The sequence below is a fragment of the Pseudomonas sp. E1MeOHC2 genome (assembly GCF_058745025.1).
This window is the reverse complement of the sequence record NZ_CP196675.1, coordinates 2,541,929-2,562,844: the sequence shown is the minus strand read 5'-3', so window position 1 is coordinate 2,562,844 and position 20,916 is coordinate 2,541,929. Positions and strand designations below refer to the sequence as shown.

1 protein-coding gene (running past one end of the window) is annotated in these 20,916 nt (G+C 59.7%); it reads right to left on the bottom strand.

The window, feature by feature from the left end; translation table 11 throughout:
- Positions 1 to 20,916, bottom strand: partial view of an immunoglobulin-like domain-containing protein gene (locus ACSSU5_RS11405; RefSeq protein ID WP_492561168.1) — the 5' portion only. Its footprint begins 10,104 nt before the window's first position; only the first 20,916 of its 31,020 coding nucleotides appear in the window; it begins with the start codon at positions 20,914 to 20,916; its stop codon lies beyond the left edge, outside the window.

The window sequence follows — 20,916 nt, the reverse complement described above, 5'->3', positions numbered from 1 at the left end:
CGGGGTCTTGTCCAGAACCAGGTTCTCGAACTTACCGACATCAGCGCCATCAACGGTGGCGATCGACTTGATCACCGGGTCGTTGGTGCCGGTGTAGACGTTGTCCGGGGCCGTCACGGTGATGAAACCGCTGGTGCTGTTGGCCGGGACGGTGATGACGGTGGTGCCGTCGCTCAAAGTGAAGGTCAGCGCCGAATGCTTGTCGATCGGCAGACCATCTTTGTTGGTCAGGGTGATGGTGTAGGTGATCACACCCCCTTCGGTAACCGAAGGCGTAGCGGTCAGCTTGGCCACCACGTCATCGGTGGTATCGGTGACTTTGACCGACGCCGCATCGCCGAGCTGCAGGTTTTCGAAGGCACGGCCATCCACATCGACGGCGGACTTGATACCCAGCTCGATTTCACCGGCGTCTTTGTAAACGTCATCGCCCTGTGCGTCATGGGTGTACGGCGCGCTAGTTTCGCCAGCTTTGATCGTCACAACCGCGTTGTTGCTCAAGGTCACGACCAGGTCGTGAGCCAGGGCAGTGTTGATGTGAACGGTGAAGGTCGGTTTGACGTTTTCCGCGACCGACACTTGGTCAGCCGTGATGGTGACCTTAACCAGATCGCCTTCGTTGCCCGGAGTACCCGGTTCGTCGGTCACAGCGGTGCTGACCGGGGTCTTATCCAGAACCAGGTTTTCGAACTTCCACGCGTCAGCGCCGCTGACATCGGCGATCGACTTGACCACAGGGTCGTTGGCACCGACGTAGACGTTGTCCGGGGCAGTCACCGTGGTGAAACCGGTAGTGCTGTTGGCCGGGACAGTGATGACGGTGGTGCCGTCACTCAGGGTGAAATACAACGGCGCGTGGTTGTCGATCGGCAGACCATCTTTGTTGGTCAGCGTAATGGTGTAGGTGATCTCACCGCCTTCGGTGACCGAAGGGGTCGCGGTCAGCTTGGCGATCACGTCGTCGGTGGTGTCGGTGACTTTGACCGACGCCGCATCGCCCAGCTGCAGGTTCTCGAAGGCACGACCGTCAACATCGACGGCGGACTTGATACCCAGCTCGATTTCACCGGCGTCTTTGTAGACGTCGTCACCTTGCGCGTCGTGGATGTACGGTGCGCTGCTGGTTTCGCCAGCTTTGATCGTCACAACCGCGTTGTTGCTCAGGGTTACGACCAAGTCGTGAGCCAAGGCAGTATTGATGTGAACGGTGAAGGTCGGTTTGACGTTTTCCGCGACCGACACTTGGTCAGCCGTGATGGTGACTTTGACCAGATCGCCTTCGTTGCCTGGAGTACCTGGCTCGTCGGTCACAGCGGTGCTGACCGGGGTCTTGTCCAGGACCAGGTTTTCGAACTTCCACGCGTCAGCGCCGCTGACATCGGCGATCGACTTGACCACAGGGTCGTTGGCACCGACGTAAACGTTGTCCGGAGCCGTCACGGTGGTGAAACCAGTGGTGCTATTGGCCGGCACCGTGATGACGGTGGTGCCGTCACTCAGGGTGAAATACAACGGCGCGTGGTTGTCGATCGGCAAGCCGTCTTTGTTGGTCAAGGTGATGGTGTAAGTGATCTCACCGCCTTCGGTGACCGAAGGTGTAGCAGTCAGCTTGGCCACCACGTCGTCGGTGGTGTCAGTGACTTTGACCGAGGCTTCATGACCCAACTGCAGGTTTTCGAAGGCACGGCCGTCGATGTCTGCTGCCGACTTGATGCCCAGGGTGATTTCACCGGCATCTTGGTAAACGTCGTCGCCTTGTGCGTCGTGAGTGTACGGTTCGCTGCTGGTTTCACCGGCTTTGATGGTCACAACCGCGTTGTTGCTCAGGGTCACGACCAGGTCGTGGGCCAGCGCGGTGTTGATGTGGACGGTGAAGGTCGGTTTGACGTTCTCGGCAACCGAAACCTGGTCAGCGGTAATGGTGACTTTGACCACGTCGCCTTCGTTGCCCGGAGTGCCTGGCTCGTCGGTCACAGCGGTGCTGACCGGGGTCTTGTCCAGGACCAGGTTTTCGAACTTCCACGCGTCAGCGCCGCTGACATCGGCGATCGACTTGACCACAGGGTCGTTGGCACCGACGTAAACGTTGTCCGGGGCAGTCACGGTGGTGAAACCAGTGGTGCTATTGGCCGGCACCGTGATGACGGTGGTGCCGTCACTCAGGGTGAAATACAACGGCGCGTGGTTGTCGATCGGCAAGCCGTCTTTGTTGGTCAGGGTGATGGTGTAGGTGATCTCGCCGCCTTCGGTGACCGAAGGTGTCGCGGTCAGCTTGGCGATCACGTCGTCGGTGGTATCGGTGACTTTGACCGACGCCGCGTCGCCTAACTGCAGGTTCTCGAAGGCACGGCCGTCAACATCGACGGCGGACTTGATGCCCAGCTCGATTTCACCGGCGTCTTTGTAGACGTCATCGCCCTGCGCGTCATGGGTGTACGGCGCGCTGCTGGTTTCGCCAGCTTTGATCGTCACAACCGCGTTGTTGCTCAGGGTCACAACCAGGTCGTGAGCCAAGGCAGTATTGATGTGAACGGTGAAGGTCGGTTTGACGTTCTCGGCGACCGAAACCTGGTCGGCCGTGATGGTGACCTTGACCAGATCGCCTTCGTTGCCCGGAGTACCCGGTTCGTCGGTCACAGCAGTGCTGACCGGCGTTTTGTCCAGAACCAGGTTCTCGAACTTGCCGACATCGGCCCCGTCGACGGTGGCGATCGATTTGATCACCGGGTCGTTGGTGCCGGTGTAGACGTTGTCCGGCGCAGTCACGGTAGTGAAACCAGTGGTGCTGTTAGCCGGGACGGTGATGACGGTGGTGCCGTCGCTCAGCGTGAACGTCAGTGCCGAGTGCTTATCGATCGGCAGACCGTCTTTGTTGGTCAAGGTGATGGTGTACGTGATCGCACCACCTTCGGTGACCGAAGGGGTGGCGGTCAGCTTGGCCACCACGTCGTCGGTAGTGTCGGTGACTTTGACCGACGCCGCATCGCCCAACTGCAGGTTCTCGAAGGCACGGCCGTCAACATCGACGGCGGACTTGATACCCAGCTCGATTTCGCCAGCGTCTTTGTAGACGTCGTCGCCCTGCGCGTCGTGGGTGTACGGTGCGCTGGTTTCACCGGCCTTGATGGTGACGGTGGCGTTGTTGCTCAGGGTCACGACCAAGTCGTGGGCCAGAGCAGTGTTGATGTGGACGGTGAACGTCGGTTTGACGTTCTCAGCCACCGACACTTGGTCAGCCGTGATGGTGACCTTGACCAGATCGCCTTCGTTGCCAGTCCCTGGAGTGCCCGAACCAGGCTCATCGGTCACAGCAGTGCTGACCGGCGTCTTGTCCAGAACCAGGTTCTCGAACTTGCCGACATCGGCGCCATCGACGGTGGCGATCGACTTGATCACTGGGTCGTTGGTGCCGGTGTAGACGTTGTCCGGGGCAGTCACGGTGGTGAAACCGGTAGTGCTGTTAGCCGGGACAGTGATGACGGTGGTGCCGTCGCTCAAGGTGAAGGTCAGCGCCGAATGCTTGTCGATCGGCAGACCGTCTTTGTTAGTCAGGGTGATGGTGTAAGTGATCACACCACCTTCGGTGACCGAAGGGGTGGCGGTCAGCTTGGCCACCACGTCGTCGGTAGTGTCGGTGACTTTGACCGAGGCGGCATCGCCGAGCTGCAGGTTTTCGAAGGCACGACCGTCAACATCGACGGCGGACTTGATACCCAGCTCGATTTCGCCAGCGTCTTTGTAGACGTCGTCGCCCTGCGCGTCGTGGGTGTACGGTGCGCTGGTTTCACCAGCTTTGATGGTGACGGTGGCGTTGTTGCTCAGGGTCACGACCAGGTCGTGGGCCAGAGCGGTATTGATGTGAACGGTGAAGGTCGGTTTGACGTTCTCAGCGACCGACACTTGGTCAGCGGTGATGGTGACTTTGACCAGATCACCTTCGTTGCCCGGAGTGCCTGGCTCGTCGGTTACAGCAGTGCTGACCGGGGTCTTGTCCAGAACCAGATTCTCGAACTTGCCGACATCGGCGCCGTCAACGGTGGCGATCGACTTGATCACTGGGTCGTTGGTGCCGGCGTAGACGTTGTCCGGGGCAGCCACGGTGATGAAGCCAGTGGTGCTATTGGCCGGGACGGTGATGACGGTGGTGCCGTCGCTCAGGGTGAAGGTCAGCGCCGAATGCTTGTCGATCGGCAAGCCATCTTTGTTGGTCAGGGTGATGGTGTAAGTGATCACCCCGCCTTCGGTGACCGAAGGTGTAGCGGTCAGCTTGGCCACCACGTCGTCAGTGGTATCGGTGACTTTGACCGACGCGGCATCGCCCAACTGCAGGTTTTCGAAGGCGCGGCCATCCACATCGACGGCGGACTTGATACCCAGCTCGATTTCGCCAGCATCTTTGTAGACGTCGTCGCCCTGCGCGTCGTGGGTGTACGGTGCGCTGGTTTCACCGGCCTTGATGGTGACGGTGGCGTTGTTGCTCAGGGTCACCACAAGGTCGTGGGCCAGAGCGGTATTGATGTGAACGGTGAAGGTCGGTTTGACGTTTTCCGCGACCGACACTTGGTCAGCCGTGATGGTGACTTTGACCAGATCGCCTTCGTTGCCTGGAGAACCTGGCTCGTCGGTCACAGCGGTGCTGACCGGGGTCTTGTCCAGGACCAGGTTTTCGAACTTCCACGCGTCAGCGCCGCTGACATCGGCGATCGATTTGACCACAGGGTCGTTGGCACCGACGTAAACGTTGTCCGGAGCCGTCACGGTGGTGAAACCGGTGGTGCTATTGGCCGGCACGGTGATGACCGTTTTGCCATCACTCAGGGTGAAGTACAACGGCGCGTGGTTGTCGATCGGCAAGCCGTCTTTGTTGGTCAAGGTGATGGTGTAGGTGATCTCGCCGCCTTCGGTGACCGAAGGTGTAGCAGTCAGCTTGGCCACCACGTCGTCGGTGGTGTCGGTGACTTTGACCGAGGCTTCATGACCCAACTGCAGGTTTTCGAAGGCACGGCCGTCGATGTCTGCTGCCGACTTGATGCCCAGGGTGATTTCACCGGCATCTTGGTAAACGTCGTCGCCTTGTGCGTCGTGAGTGTACGGTTCGCTGCTGGTTTCACCGGCTTTGATGGTCACAACCGCGTTGTTGCTCAGGGTCACGACCAGGTCGTGGGCCAGAGCAGTGTTGATGTGGACGGTGAACGTCGGTTTGACGTTCTCGGCGACCGACACTTGGTCAGCCGTGATGGTGACTTTGACCACGTCGCCTTCGTTGCCCGGAGTGCCTGGTTCGTCGGTCACAGCAGTGCTGACCGGGGTCTTGTCCAGGACCAGGTTTTCGAACTTCCACGCGTCAGCGCCGCTGACATCGGCGATCGATTTGACCACAGGGTCGTTGGCACCGACGTAAACGTTGTCCGGAGCCGTCACGGTGGTGAAACCGGTGGTGCTATTGGCCGGCACGGTGATGACCGTTTTGCCATCACTCAGGGTGAAGTACAACGGCGCGTGGTTGTCGATCGGCAAGCCGTCTTTGTTGGTCAAGGTGATGGTGTAGGTGATCTCGCCGCCTTCGGTGACCGAAGGTGTAGCAGTCAGCTTGGCCACCACGTCGTCGGTGGTGTCGGTGACTTTGACCGAGGCTTCATGACCCAACTGCAGGTTTTCGAAGGCACGGCCGTCGATGTCTGCTGCCGACTTGATGCCCAGGGTGATTTCACCGGCATCTTGGTAAACGTCGTCGCCTTGTGCGTCGTGAGTGTACGGTTCGCTGCTGGTTTCACCGGCTTTGATGGTCACAACCGCGTTGTTGCTCAGGGTCACGACCAGGTCGTGGGCCAGAGCAGTGTTGATGTGGACGGTGAACGTCGGTTTGACGTTCTCGGCGACCGACACTTGGTCAGCCGTGATGGTGACTTTGACCACGTCGCCTTCGTTGCCCGGAGTGCCTGGTTCGTCGGTCACAGCAGTGCTGACCGGGGTCTTGTCCAGGACCAGGTTTTCGAACTTCCACGCGTCAGCGCCGCTGACATCGGCGATCGATTTGACCACAGGGTCGTTGGCACCGACGTAAACGTTGTCCGGAGCCGTCACGGTGGTGAAACCGGTGGTGCTATTGGCCGGCACGGTGATGACCGTTTTGCCGTCACTCAGGGTGAAGTACAACGGCGCGTGGTTGTCGATCGGCAAGCCGTCTTTGTTGGTCAGCGTAATGGTGTAAGTGATCTCACCGCCTTCGGTGACCGAAGGGGTGGCGGTCAGCTTGGCGATCACGTCATCGGTGGTATCGGTGACTTTTACCGAAGCGGCGTCGCCCAACTGCAGGTTTTCGAAGGCACGACCGTCAACATCGACGGCGGACTTGATACCCAGCTCGATTTCACCGGCGTCTTTGTAGACGTCGTCACCTTGCGCGTCGTGGGTGTATGGCGCGCTGGTTTCACCCGCCTTGATCGTCACAACCGCGTTGTTGCTCAAGGTCACAACCAGATCGTGAGCCAGGGCAGTGTTGATGTGGACGGTGAACGTTGGTTTGACGTTTTCCGCCACCGAAACCTGGTCAGCGGTGATGGTGACTTTGACCAAGTCGCCTTCGTTGCCCGGAGTACCCGGTTCGTCGGTCACAGCGGTGCTGACCGGCGTCTTGTCCAGAACCAGATTTTCAAACTTGCCAACATCAGCGCCGTCGACGGTGGCGATCGACTTGATCACCGGGTCGTTGGTGCCGGTGTAGACGTTGTCTGGTGCAGTCACGGTGGTGAAACCGGTGGTGCTGTTAGCCGGGACGGTGATGACGGTAGTGCCATCGCTCAGGGTGAAGGTCAGCGCCGAGTGTTTATCAATCGGCAGACCGTCTTTGTTGGTCAAGGTGATGGTGTAAGTGATCACCCCGCCTTCGGTAACCGAAGTCGTAGCGGTCAGCTTGGCCACCACGTCGTCGGTGGTGTCGGTGACTTTGACCGATGCCGCATCGCCCAACTGCAGGTTCTCGAAGGCACGGCCGTCAACATCGACGGCGGACTTGATGCCCAGCTCGATTTCACCGGCATCTTTGTAGACGTCATCGCCCTGCGCGTCATGGGTGTATGGCGCGCTGGTTTCACCGGCCTTGATGGTCACAACCGCGTTGTTGCTCAGGGTCACGACCAGGTCGTGGGCCAGGGCGGTGTTGATGTGAACGGTGAAGGTCGGTTTGACGTTCTCGGCGACCGACACTTGGTCAGCGGTGATGGTGACTTTGACCAGATCACCTTCGTTGCCCGGAGTACCAGGCTCGTCGGTCACAGCAGTGCTGACCGGGGTCTTGTCCAGAACCAGGTTCTCGAACTTGCCAACATCGGCGCCGTCGACGGTTGCGATCGATTTGATCACTGGGTCGTTGGTGCCGGTATAGACGTTGTCCGGGGCAGTCACGGTGATGAAACCAGTGGTGCTGTTAGCCGGGACGGTGATGACGGTAGTGCCGTCGCTCAGCGTGAAGGTCAGCGCCGAATGCTTGTCGATCGGCAGACCGTCTTTGTTGGTCAGGGTAATGGTGTACGTGATCACACCACCTTCGGTGACCGAAGGTGTAGCAGTCAGCTTGGCCACCACGTCGTCGGTGGTATCGGTGACTTTGACCGACGCAGCGTCACCCAGCTGCAAGTTCTCGAAGGCACGGCCGTCGATGTCTGCTGCCGACTTGATGCCCAGCTCGATTTCGCCAGCGTCTTTGTAGACGTCGTCGCCCTGCGCGTCGTGGGTGTACGGTGCGCTGGTTTCACCGGCCTTGATGGTCACAACCGCGTTGTTGCTCAGGGTCACGACCAGGTCGTGGGCCAGAGCAGTGTTGATGTGGACGGTGAAGGTCGGTTTGACGTTTTCCGCGACCGACACTTGGTCAGCCGTGATGGTGACTTTGACCAGATCGCCTTCGTTGCCCGGAGTACCTGGCTCGTCGGTCACAGCGGTGCTGACCGGCGTCTTATCCAGAACCAGATTTTCGAACTTGCCGACATCGGCGCCATCCACCGAAGCGATCGATTTGATCACTGGGTCATTGGTGCCGGTGTAAACGTTGTCCGGAGCGGTGACAGTCACAAAGCCCGAGGTGCCATTCGCCGGCACGGTGATGACGGTGGTGCCATCGCTCAGGGTGAAGGTCAGCGCCGAATGCTTGTCGATCGGCAGACCGTCTTTGTTGGTCAAGGTGATGGTGTAAGTGATCACCCCGCCTTCGGTAACCGAAGGGGTGGCGGTCAGCTTGGCCACCACGTCGTCGGTGGTGTCAGTGACTTTGACCGAAGCGGCGTCGCCCAACTGCAGGTTTTCGAAGGCACGGCCATCCACATCGACGGCGGACTTGATACCCAGCTCGATTTCGCCAGCATCCTTGTAGACGTCGTCGCCCTGCGCGTCGTGGGTGTACGGCGCGCTGGTTTCGCCAGCCTTGATGGTGACGGTGGCGTTGTTGCTCAAGGTCACGACCAAGTCGTGAGCCAGGGCGGTGTTGATGTGGACGGTGAAGGTCGGTTTGACGTTTTCCGCCACCGAGACCTGATCAGCGGTGATGGTGACTTTGACCAAGTCGCCTTCGTTGCCCGGAGTACCTGGCTCGTCGGTCACAGCGGTGCTGACCGGCGTCTTATCCAGAACCAGATTTTCAAACTTGCCAACATCAGCGCCGTCGACGGTGGCGATCGACTTGATCACCGGGTCGTTGGTGCCGGTGTAGACGTTGTCTGGTGCAGTCACGGTGGTGAAACCGGTGGTGCTGTTAGCCGGGACGGTGATGACGGTAGTGCCATCGCTCAGGGTGAAGGTCAGCGCCGAGTGTTTATCAATCGGCAGACCGTCTTTGTTGGTCAAGGTGATGGTGTAAGTGATCACCCCGCCTTCGGTAACCGAAGTCGTAGCGGTCAGCTTGGCCACCACGTCGTCGGTGGTGTCGGTGACTTTGACCGATGCCGCATCGCCCAACTGCAGGTTCTCGAAGGCACGGCCGTCAACATCGACGGCGGACTTGATGCCCAGCTCGATTTCACCGGCATCTTTGTAGACGTCATCGCCCTGCGCGTCATGGGTGTATGGCGCGCTGGTTTCACCGGCCTTGATGGTCACAACCGCGTTGTTGCTCAGGGTCACGACCAGGTCGTGGGCCAGGGCGGTGTTGATGTGAACGGTGAAGGTCGGTTTGACGTTCTCGGCGACCGACACTTGGTCAGCGGTGATGGTGACTTTGACCAGATCACCTTCGTTGCCCGGAGTACCAGGCTCGTCGGTCACAGCAGTGCTGACCGGGGTCTTGTCCAGAACCAGGTTCTCGAACTTGCCAACATCGGCGCCGTCGACGGTGGCGATCGATTTGATCACTGGGTCGTTGGTGCCGGTATAGACGTTGTCCGGGGCAGTCACGGTGATGAAACCAGTGGTGCTGTTAGCCGGGACGGTGATGACGGTAGTGCCGTCGCTCAGCGTGAAGGTCAGCGCCGAATGCTTGTCGATCGGCAGACCGTCTTTGTTGGTCAGGGTAATGGTGTACGTGATCACACCACCTTCGGTGACCGAAGGTGTAGCAGTCAGCTTGGCCACCACGTCGTCGGTGGTATCGGTGACTTTGACCGACGCAGCGTCACCCAGCTGCAAGTTCTCGAAGGCACGGCCGTCGATGTCTGCTGCCGACTTGATGCCCAGCTCGATTTCGCCAGCGTCTTTGTAGACGTCGTCGCCCTGCGCGTCGTGGGTGTACGGTGCGCTGGTTTCACCGGCCTTGATGGTCACAACCGCGTTGTTGCTCAGGGTCACGACCAGGTCGTGGGCCAGAGCAGTGTTGATGTGGACGGTGAAGGTCGGTTTGACGTTTTCCGCGACCGACACCTGGTCAGCCGTGATGGTGACTTTGACCAGATCCCCTTCGTTGCCCGGAGTGCCTGGCTCGTCGGTCACAGCGGTGCTGACCGGCGTCTTATCCAGAACCAGATTTTCGAACTTGCCGACATCGGCGCCATCCACCGAAGCGATCGATTTGATCACTGGGTCATTGGTGCCGGTGTAAACGTTGTCCGGAGCGGTGACAGTCACAAAGCCCGAGGTGCCATTCGCCGGCACGGTGATGACGGTGGTGCCATCGCTCAGGGTGAAGGTCAGCGCCGAATGCTTGTCGATCGGCAGACCGTCTTTGTTGGTCAAGGTGATGGTGTAAGTGATCACCCCGCCTTCGGTAACCGAAGGGGTGGCGGTCAGCTTGGCCACCACGTCGTCGGTGGTGTCAGTGACTTTGACCGAAGCGGCGTCGCCCAACTGCAGGTTTTCGAAGGCACGGCCATCCACATCGACGGCGGACTTGATACCCAGCTCGATTTCGCCAGCATCCTTGTAGACGTCGTCGCCCTGCGCGTCGTGGGTGTAAGGCGCGCTGGTTTCACCGGCCTTGATGGTGACGGTGGCGTTGTTGCTCAGGGTCACGACCAGGTCGTGGGCCAGAGCGGTGTTGATGTGAACGGTGAAGGTCGGTTTGACGTTCTCAGCGACCGAAACCTGGTCGGCAGTGATGGTGACTTTGACCAGATCGCCTTCGTTGCCTGGAGTACCTGGCTCGTCGGTCACAGCGGTGCTGACCGGGGTCTTGTCCAAGACCAGGTTCTCGAACTTGCCGACATCGGCGCCATCCACCGAAGCGATCGACTTGATCACTGGGTCGTTGGTGCCGGTGTAGACGTTGTCCGGGGCAGTCACGGTGATGAAACCAGTGGTGCTGTTAGCCGGGACGGTGATGACGGTAGTGCCATCGCTCAGCGTGAAGGTCAGCGCCGAATGCTTGTCGATCGGCAGACCGTCTTTGTTGGTCAGGGTGATGGTGTAAGTGATCACCCCGCCTTCGGTGACCGAAGGTGTAGCAGTCAGCTTGGCCACCACGTCATCGGTGGTATCGGTGACTTTGACCGAGGCGGCATCGCCGAGCTGCAGGTTTTCGAAGGCACGACCGTCAACATCGACGGCGGACTTGATACCCAGCTCGATTTCGCCAGCGTCTTTGTAGACGTCGTCGCCCTGCGCGTCGTGGGTGTACGGTGCGCTGGTTTCACCAGCTTTGATGGTGACGGTGGCGTTGTTGCTCAGGGTCACGACCAGGTCGTGGGCCAGAGCGGTATTGATGTGAACGGTGAAGGTCGGTTTGACGTTCTCAGCGACCGACACTTGGTCAGCGGTGATGGTGACTTTGACCAGATCACCTTCGTTGCCCGGAGTGCCTGGCTCGTCGGTTACAGCAGTGCTGACCGGGGTCTTGTCCAGAACCAGATTCTCGAACTTGCCGACATCGGCGCCATCCACCGAAGCGATCGACTTGATCACTGGGTCGTTGGTGCCGGTGTAGACGTTGTCCGGGGCAGTCACGGTGATGAAACCAGTGGTGCTGTTAGCCGGGACGGTGATGACGGTAGTGCCATCGCTCAGCGTGAAGGTCAGCGCCGAATGCTTGTCGATCGGCAGACCGTCTTTGTTGGTCAGGGTAATGGTGTACGTGATCACACCACCTTCGGTTACCGAAGGGGTGGCGGTCAGCTTGGCCACCACGTCGTCGGTGGTGTCAGTGACTTTGACCGAAGCGGCGTCGCCCAACTGCAGGTTTTCGAAGGCACGGCCATCCACATCGACGGCGGACTTGATGCCCAGCTCGATTTCGCCAGCATCCTTGTAGACGTCGTCGCCCTGCGCGTCGTGGGTGTAAGGCGCGCTGGTTTCACCGGCCTTGATGGTGACGGTGGCGTTGTTGCTCAGGGTCACGACCAGGTCGTGGGCCAGAGCGGTGTTGATGTGAACGGTGAAGGTCGGTTTGACGTTCTCAGCGACCGAAACCTGGTCGGCAGTGATGGTGACTTTGACCAGATCGCCTTCGTTGCCTGGAGTACCTGGCTCGTCGGTCACAGCGGTGCTGACCGGGGTCTTGTCCAAGACCAGGTTCTCGAACTTGCCGACATCGGCGCCATCCACCGAAGCGATCGACTTGATCACTGGGTCGTTGGTGCCGGTGTAGACGTTGTCCGGGGCAGTCACGGTGATGAAACCAGTGGTGCTGTTAGCCGGGACGGTGATGACGGTAGTGCCATCGCTCAGCGTGAAGGTCAGCGCCGAATGCTTGTCGATCGGCAGACCGTCTTTGTTGGTCAGGGTAATGGTGTACGTGATCACACCACCTTCGGTTACCGAAGGTGTAGCAGTCAGCTTGGCCACCACGTCGTCGGTGGTGTCAGTGACTTTGACCGAAGCGGCGTCGCCCAACTGCAGGTTTTCGAAGGCACGGCCATCCACATCGACGGCGGACTTGATGCCCAGCTCGATTTCGCCAGCATCCTTGTAGACGTCGTCGCCCTGCGCGTCGTGGGTGTACGGCGCGCTGGTTTCGCCAGCCTTGATGGTGACGGTGGCGTTGTTGCTCAGGGTCACCACAAGGTCGTGGGCCAGAGCGGTATTGATGTGAACGGTGAAGGTCGGTTTGACGTTCTCAGCGACCGAAACCTGGTCGGCAGTGATGGTGACTTTGACCAAGTCGCCTTCGTTGCCAGTGCCTGGAGTACCCGAGCCCGGCTCGTCCGTCACGGAAGTGCTGACGGTATCACTACCCAGAGTCAGCTTCTCGAAGTTGTCTGCACCCGATACCGATTCAAGCTTGTTGGCGATAGCGGTCTGACCACCGACATACACGTCATCATTAACCGTGACGGTTGCAGTACCAGATGCACTATTGGCCGGAATCGTAACTTTTGTGCCGTCGGTGAGGGTGAAAGTCAGCGCGCCATGCTGAGTGACAGACAGCCCCTGTGCGTTGGTTAGGGTGACGGTGTAGGTCACTTGACCACCTTCCGCCACGGTCGACTTGTCGACAGTCAGGGTTGCAATGACTTCACTGATAGTGTCCGAAATCTCTACGGTAGCCGGGCCACCGAGGGCGAGATTTTCGAAGGTCGCACCAGAGACAGTAGCGTCGGTGACACTCAGCGTCACCGAGCCCGCGTCCTTGATGACGTCGTCACCCTGGGCCGGGGTCTTGTATTCGACCTCGGTCTTGCCGGCCTCGATGGTGACGGTTTCGCCGTTCGACAGAGTGATCGTCAACGGACGGTCCAGTGCCTGGCTCACTTTTACCGTGAAGGATGGCTGCTGATCTTCAGTCACGTTGCCATTGCTGACGATGCTTACCGTGACGGTATCAATACTGTCATTGATCGTGGTCTGCGCCGGAGTCGGGTTCGGTGTCAGCTGCTCGAAGTTGCCGCCGGTAGCGTCAGTGATGGTGGTGCTAACGGTCGAGCCGTTGTTGTAGACGTCGTTGTCCGGGGTCTGGAAGTCGACACTGCCCTGGGTCTTACCGGCTTCAACGGTGATGGTCTGGCCGTTGGACAGGGTCACAGTTACCGGAGTCTGAGCAGGGTTGCTCAGGGTCACGGTGTAAGTGATCACGCCGCCTTCGGTTACCGAAGGATTGGCGGTCAGGGTCGCGGTGGTGACATCGACCGAATCATTGATTGTGGTCTGCGCCGGAGTCGGGTTCGGCGTCAGTTGCTCGAAGTTACCGCCAGTCGCGCCAGTGATGGTGGTGCTAACGGTCGAACCGTTGTTGTAGACGTCGTTGTCCGGGGTTTGGAAATCAACGCTGCCCTGGGTCTTGCCCGCTTCAACAGTGATGGTCTGGCCGTTCGACAGGGTCACGGTTACCGGAGTCTGAGCAAGGTTGCTCAGGGTCACGGTGTAGGTGATCACGCCGCCTTCGGTTACCGAAGGATTGGCGGTCAGGGTTGCAGTGGTGACATCGACCGAGTCATTGATCGAGGTCTGCGCCGGGGTTGGGTTCGGCGTCAGTTGCTCGAAGTTACCGCCGGTAGCGTCCTGGATCGTGACACTTACGGTCGAGCCGTTGTTGTAAACGTCGTTGTCCGGCGTCTGGAAGTCAACGCTGCCCTGGGTCCTGCCCGCTTCAACGGTGATGGTCTGGCCGTTGGACAGGGTCACGGTTACCGGAGTCTGGGCAGGGTTGCTCAGGGTCACGGTGTAAGTGATTACGCCGCCTTCGGTCACGCTTGGCGAAGCGGTCAGGGTCGCAGTGGTGACATCGACCGAATCATTGATCGTGGTCTGCGCTGGAGTCGGGTTCGGTGTCAGTTGCTCGAAGTTACCGCCGGTAGCGTCCTGGATCGTGACACTTACGGTCGAGCCGTTGTTGTAAACGTCGTTGTCCGGGGTTTGGAAATCAACGCTGCCCTGGGTCTTGCCCGCTTCAACGATGATGGTCTGGCCGTTCGACAGGGTCACGGTTACCGGAGTCTGAGCTGGGTTGCTCAGGGTCACGGTGTAAGTGATCACGCCGCCTTCGGTTACCGAAGGATTGGCGGTCAGGGTCGCAGTGGTCACATCCACCGAGTCGTTGATCGTGGTCTGCGCCGGAGTCGGGTTCGGTGTCAGCTGCTCGAAGTTGCCGCCGGTAGCGTCCTGGATCGTGACACTTACGGTCGAACCGTTGTTATAGACGTCGTTGTCCGGGGTCTGGAAGTCAACGCTGCCCTGGGTCTTGCCCGCTTCAACGGTGATGGTCTGGCCGTTCGACAGGGTCACGGTTACCGGAGTCTGGGCAGGGTTGCTCAGGGTCACGGTGTAGGTGATCACGCCGCCTTCGGTCACGCTTGGCGAAGCAGTCAGGGTCGCGGTGGTGACATCGACCGAGTCGTTGATCGTGGTCTGCGCCGGAGTCGGGTTCGGTGTCAGCTGCTCGAAGTTGCCGCCGGTAGCGTCAGTGATGGTGGTGCTAACGGTCGAGCCGTTGTTGTAGACGTCGTTGTCCGGGGTCTGGAAATCAACACTGCCCTGGGTCTTACCGGCTTCAACGGTGATGGTCTGGCCGTTCGACAGGGTCACGGTTACCGGAGTCTGGGCAGGGTTGCTCAGGGTCACGGTGTAGGTGATCACGCCGCCTTCGGTTACCGAAGGATTGGCGGTCAGGGTCGCAGTGGTCACATCGACCGAGTCATTGATCGAGGTCTGCGCCGGGGTTGGGTTCGGCGTCAGCTGCTCGAAGTTACCGCCAGTCGCGCCAGTGATGGTGGTGCTAACGGTCGAGCCGTTGTTGTAAACGTCGTTGTCCGGGGTCTGGAAGTCAACGCTGCCCTGGGTCTTGCCCGCTTCAACGGTGATGGTCTGACCGTTGGACAGGGTCACGGTCACCGGAGTTTGAGCTGGATTGCTCAGGGTCACGGTGTAAGTGATTACGCCGCCTTCGGTTACCGAAGGACTGGCGGTCAGGGTCGCAGTGGTCACATCGACCGAATCATTGATCGAGGTCTGCGCTGGGGTCGGGTTCGGCGTCAGTTGCTCGAAGTTACCGCCGGTAGCGTCCTGGATCGTGACACTTACGGTCGAACCGTTGTTGTAGACGTCGTTGTCCGGCGTCTGGAAGTCGACGCTGCCTTGAGTCTTACCCGCTTCAACAGTGATGGTCTGGCCGTTGGACAGGGTCACAGTTACCGGAGTTTGAGCAGGGTTGCTCAGAGTCACGGTGTAGGTGATCACGCCGCCTTCGGTCACGCTTGGCGAAGCAGTCAGGGTCGCGGTGGTGACATCGACCGAATCATTGATCGAGGTCTGCGCCGGGGTTGGGTTCGGCGTCAGTTGCTCGAAGTTACCGCCGGTAGCGTCCTGGATCGTGACACTTACAGTCGAGCCGTTGTTGTAGACGTCGTTGTCCGGGGTCTGGAAATCAACACTGCCCTGGGTCTTGCCAGCCTCAACGGTAATGGTCTGGCCGTTGGACAGGGTCACGGTTACCGGAGTCTGGGCAGGGTTGCTCAGGGTCACGGTGTAAGTGATCACGCCGCCTTCGGTCACGCTTGGCGAAGCAGTCAGGGTCGCGGTGGTGACATCGACCGAATCATTGATCGTGGTCTGCGCTGGAGTCGGGTTCGGTGTCAGTTGCTCGAAGTTACCGCCGGTAGCGTCCTGGATCGTGACACTTACAGTCGAGCCGTTGTTGTAGACGTCGTTGTCCGGGGTCTGGAAATCAACGCTGCCCTGGGTCTTGCCCGCTTCAACGGTGATGGTCTGGCCGTTCGACAGGGTCACGGTTACCGGAGTCTGGGCAGGATTGCTCAGGGTCACGGTGTAGGTGATCACGCCGCCTTCGGTCACGCTTGGCGAAGCAGTCAGGGTCGCGGTGGTGACATCGACCGAGTCGTTGATCGAGGTCTGCGCCGGGGTCGGGTTCGGCGTCAGTTGCTCGAAGTTACCGCCGGTAGCGTCCTGGATCGTGACACTTACGGTCGAGCCGTTGTTGTAGACGTCGTTGTCCGGGGTCTGGAAGTCAACGCTGCCCTGGGTCTTGCCCGCTTCAACGGTGATGGTCTGACCGTTGGACAGGGTCACGGTCACCGGAGTTTGAGCTGGATTGCTCAGGGTCACGGTGTAAGTGATCACGCCGCCTTCAGTCACGCTTGGCGAAGCAGTCAGGGTTGCAGTGGTGACATCGACCGAGTCATTGATCGAGGTCTGCGCCGGAGTCGGGTTCGGCGTCAGTTGCTCGAAGTTGCCGCCGGTAGCGTCCTGGATCGTGACACTTACGGTCGAACCGTTGTTATAGACGTCGTTGTCCGGGGTCTGGAAATCAACGCTGCCCTGGGTCTTGCCCGCTTCAACGGTGATGGTCTGGCCGTTGGACAGGGTCACGGTCACCGGAGTTTGAGCTGGATTGCTCAGGGTCACGGTGTAAGTGATCACGCCGCCTTCGGTCACGCTTGGCGAAGCAGTCAGGGTCGCGGTGGTGACATCGACCGAATCATTGATTGTGGTCTGTGCCGGAGTCGGGTTCGGCGTCAGTTGTTCGAAGTTACCGCCAGTCGCGCCAGTGATGGTGGTGCTAACGGTCGAGCCGTTGTTGTAAACGTCGTTGTCCGGCGTCTGGAAGTCGACGCTGCCTTGAGTCTTACCCGCTTCAACAGTGATGGTCTGGCCGTTGGACAGGGTCACAGTTACCGGAGTTTGAGCAGGGTTGCTCAGGGTCACGGTGTAAGTGATCACGCCGCCTTCGGTCACGCTTGGCGAAGCAGTCAGGGTCGCGGTGGTGACATCGACCGAATCATTGATTGTGGTCTGTGCCGGAGTCGGGTTCGGCGTCAACTGCTCGAAGTTACCGCCAGTCGCGCCAGTAATGGTGGTGCTAACGGTCGAGCCGTTGTTGTAAACGTCGTTGTCCGGGGTCTGGAAATCAACGCTGCCCTGGGTCTTGCCCGCTTCAACGGTGATGGTCTGGCCGTTGGACAGGGTCACAGTTACCGGAGTCTGAGCTGGGTTGCTCAGGGTCACGGTGTAAGTGATCACGCCGCCTTCGGTTACCGAAGGATTGGCGGTCAGGGTCGCAGTGGTCACATCCACCGAGTCGTTGATCGTGGTCTCGGCCGGTGCAGGATTCGGCGTCAACTGCTCGAAGTTACCGCCGGTAGCACCCGTGATGGTGGTGCTAACGGTCGAGCCATTGTTGTAAACGTCATTGGCCGGGGTCTGGAAATCAACGCTGCCTTGAGTTTTACCAGGTTCAATCGTGATGGTCTGGCCATTGGACAGGGTCACGGTCACCGGAGTTTGAGCAGGGTTGCTCAGGGTCACGGTGTAAGTGATCACGCCGCCTTCAGTCACGCTTGGCGAAGCAGTTAGGGTTGCAGTGGTGACATCGACCGAGTCATTGATCGAGGTCTGCGCCGGAGTCGGGTTCGGTGTCAGCTGCTCGAAGTTGCCGCCGGTAGCGTCAGTGATGGTGGTGCTAACGGTCGAGCCGTTGTTGTAGACGTCGTTGTCCGGGGTCTGGAAATCAACACTGCCCTGGGTCTTACCGGCTTCAACGGTGATGGTCTGGCCGTTGGACAGGGTCACGGTCACCGGAGTTTGAGCTGGATTGCTCAGGGTCACGGTGTAAGTGATTACGCCGCCTTCGGTCACGCTTGGCGAAGCAGTCAGGGTCGCAGTGGTGACATCGACCGAGTCATTGATCGTGGTCTGTGCCGGAGTCGGGTTCGGCGTCAGTTGCTCGAAGTTACCGCCAGTCGCGCCAGTGATGGTGGTGCTAACGGTCGAGCCGTTGTTGTAGACGTCGTTGTCCGGGGTCTGGAAGTCAACGCTGCCCTGGGTCTTGCCAGCCTCAACAGTGATGGTCTGGCCGTTCGACAGGGTCACGGTTACCGGAGTTTGAGCAGGGTTGCTCAGAGTCACGGTGTAGGTGATCACGCCGCCTTCGGTCACGCTTGGCGAAGCAGTCAGGGTCGCGGTGGTGACATCGACCGAATCATTGATCGTGGTCTGCGCTGGAGTCGGGTTCGGTGTCAGTTGCTCGAAGTTACCGCCGGTAGCGTCCTGGATCGTGACACTTACAGTCGAGCCGTTGTTGTAGACGTCGTTGTCCGGGGTCTGGAAATCAACGCTGCCCTGGGTCTTGCCCGCTTCAACAGTGATGGTCTGGCCGTTGGACAGGGTCACGGTTACCGGAGTCTGAGCAAGGTTGCTCAGGGTCACGGTGTAGGTGATCACGCCGCCTTCGGTTACCGAAGGATTGGCGGTCAGGGTTGCAGTGGTGACATCGACCGAGTCATTGATCGAGGTCTGCGCCGGGGTTGGGTTCGGCGTCAGTTGCTCGAAGTTACCGCCGGTAGCGTCCTGGATCGTGACACTTACGGTCGAGCCGTTGTTGTAAACGTCGTTGTCCGGCGTCTGGAAGTCAACGCTGCCCTGGGTCCTGCCCGCTTCAACGGTGATGGTCTGGCCGTTGGACAGGGTCACGGTTACCGGAGTCTGGGCAGGGTTGCTCAGGGTCACGGTGTAAGTGATTACGCCGCCTTCGGTCACGCTTGGCGAAGCGGTCAGGGTCGCAGTGGTGACATCGACCGAATCATTGATCGTGGTCTGCGCTGGAGTCGGGTTCGGTGTCAGTTGCTCGAAGTTACCGCCGGTAGCGTCCTGGATCGTGACACTTACGGTCGAGCCGTTGTTGTAAACGTCGTTGTCCGGGGTTTGGAAATCAACGCTGCCCTGGGTCTTGCCCGCTTCAACGATGATGGTCTGGCCGTTCGACAGGGTCACGGTTACCGGAGTCTGAGCTGGGTTGCTCAGGGTCACGGTGTAAGTGATCACGCCGCCTTCGGTTACCGAAGGATTGGCGGTCAGGGTCGCAGTGGTCACATCCACCGAGTCGTTGATCGTGGTCTGCGCCGGAGTCGGGTTCGGTGTCAGCTGCTCGAAGTTGCCGCCGGTAGCGTCCTGGATCGTGACACTTACGGTCGAACCGTTGTTATAGACGTCGTTGTCCGGGGTCTGGAAGTCAACGCTGCCCTGGGTCTTGCCCGCTTCAACGGTGATGGTCTGGCCGTTCGACAGGGTCACGGTTACCGGAGTCTGGGCAGGGTTGCTCAGGGTCACGGTGTAAGTGATCACGCCGCCTTCGGTCACGCTTGGCGAAGCAGTCAGGGTCGCGGTGGTGACATCGACCGAATCATTGATTGTGGTCTGTGCCGGAGTCGGGTTCGGCGTCAGTTGTTCGAAGTTACCGCCAGTCGCGCCAGTGATGGTGGTGCTAACGGTCGAGCCATTGTTGTAGACGTCGTTGTCCGGGGTTTGGAAATCAACGCTGCCCTGGGTCTTGCCAGCCTCAACGGTGATGGTCTGGCCGTTGGACAGAGTCACGGTTACCGGAGTCTGGGCAGGATTGCTCAGGGTCACGGTGTAAGTGATCACGCCGCCTTCGGTTACCGAAGGATTGGCGGTCAGGGTCGCAGTGGTCACATCCACCGAGTCGTTGATCGTGGTCTCGGCCGGTGCAGGATTCGGCGTCAACTGCTCGAAGTTACCGCCGGTAGCACCCGTGATGGTGGTGCTAACGGTCGAGCCATTGTTGTAAACGTCATTGGCCGGGGTCTGGAAATCAACGCTGCCTTGAGTTTTACCAGGTTCAATCGTGATGGTCTGGCCATTGGACAGGGTCACGGTCACCGGAGTTTGAGCAGGGTTGCTCAGGGTCACGGTGTAGGTGATCACGCCGCCTTCGGTCACCGAAGGGTTGGCCGTCAAGGTCGCCGTAGTGGTGTCGATGGTGTCGGTAATCTGCGTAACCGCCGGCGTTTGCGGCAGGGTCACGATCAGGCCGTTACCACCGGTCGTGCCCGTGACGGTCGTCGAAATCTGCCCACCGTCGATGTACGGCGTGTCATTGGCCGGGATGGTGACATTGACGCTACCGCTGGTCTGCCCTGCCGGAATGACGATCACTGCGCCGTTGGCCAGGGTGACGATCAGATTCGACGTCGGCGCCTGGCCAACTGTCGCCGTATAAACGATTACGCCACCCGCTTCGGTGATGGAAGGGGTGGCGTTGAGGACAAGGGCGGTAGTGACATTGGTCTCGGTTGTGGGCGGAATGACCTGGTTGTTGTTACTGGTATCCACCGCGCCGACATCTTCATTGTCCTGCACTGCGGCAAAGCCCAGTGGGTCGGTCGGGAAGCCGATACTCGGGTCAACACGGCCCGCGGTCTCCTCAAGCATGACGAAGCTGTGGCCCCCACCCAGCGCACCACCACCGCTCGCCGCTGCCGGGCCTGCTGCGGTAGCTTCGAGTTCGGTAGTCGGGTCGACACCCGCAGCGATCGCCTGCTGCAACTCTTCAACCGACGGCGCTGCCTGCGCAGTGGCCTGGCCCAGGTCGGTGCTGCTGTAGGGCGCATCCGCGCTCCACTGGCTGTCGCGACCCAGGTCGAGCAGACGGCCGTCGGCCAGCTCGAGGGTTATAGCGCCGCCTGGGCCGGTGAGCACTTCCTCACCCGCCAACAGGCGATCACCTTCGATGAGTACACGCCGGATGCCCTCTGGGGATACCGCAATAACCTGGCCGACAATGCTTTTGACGATGGCTACAACGCTGCTCAT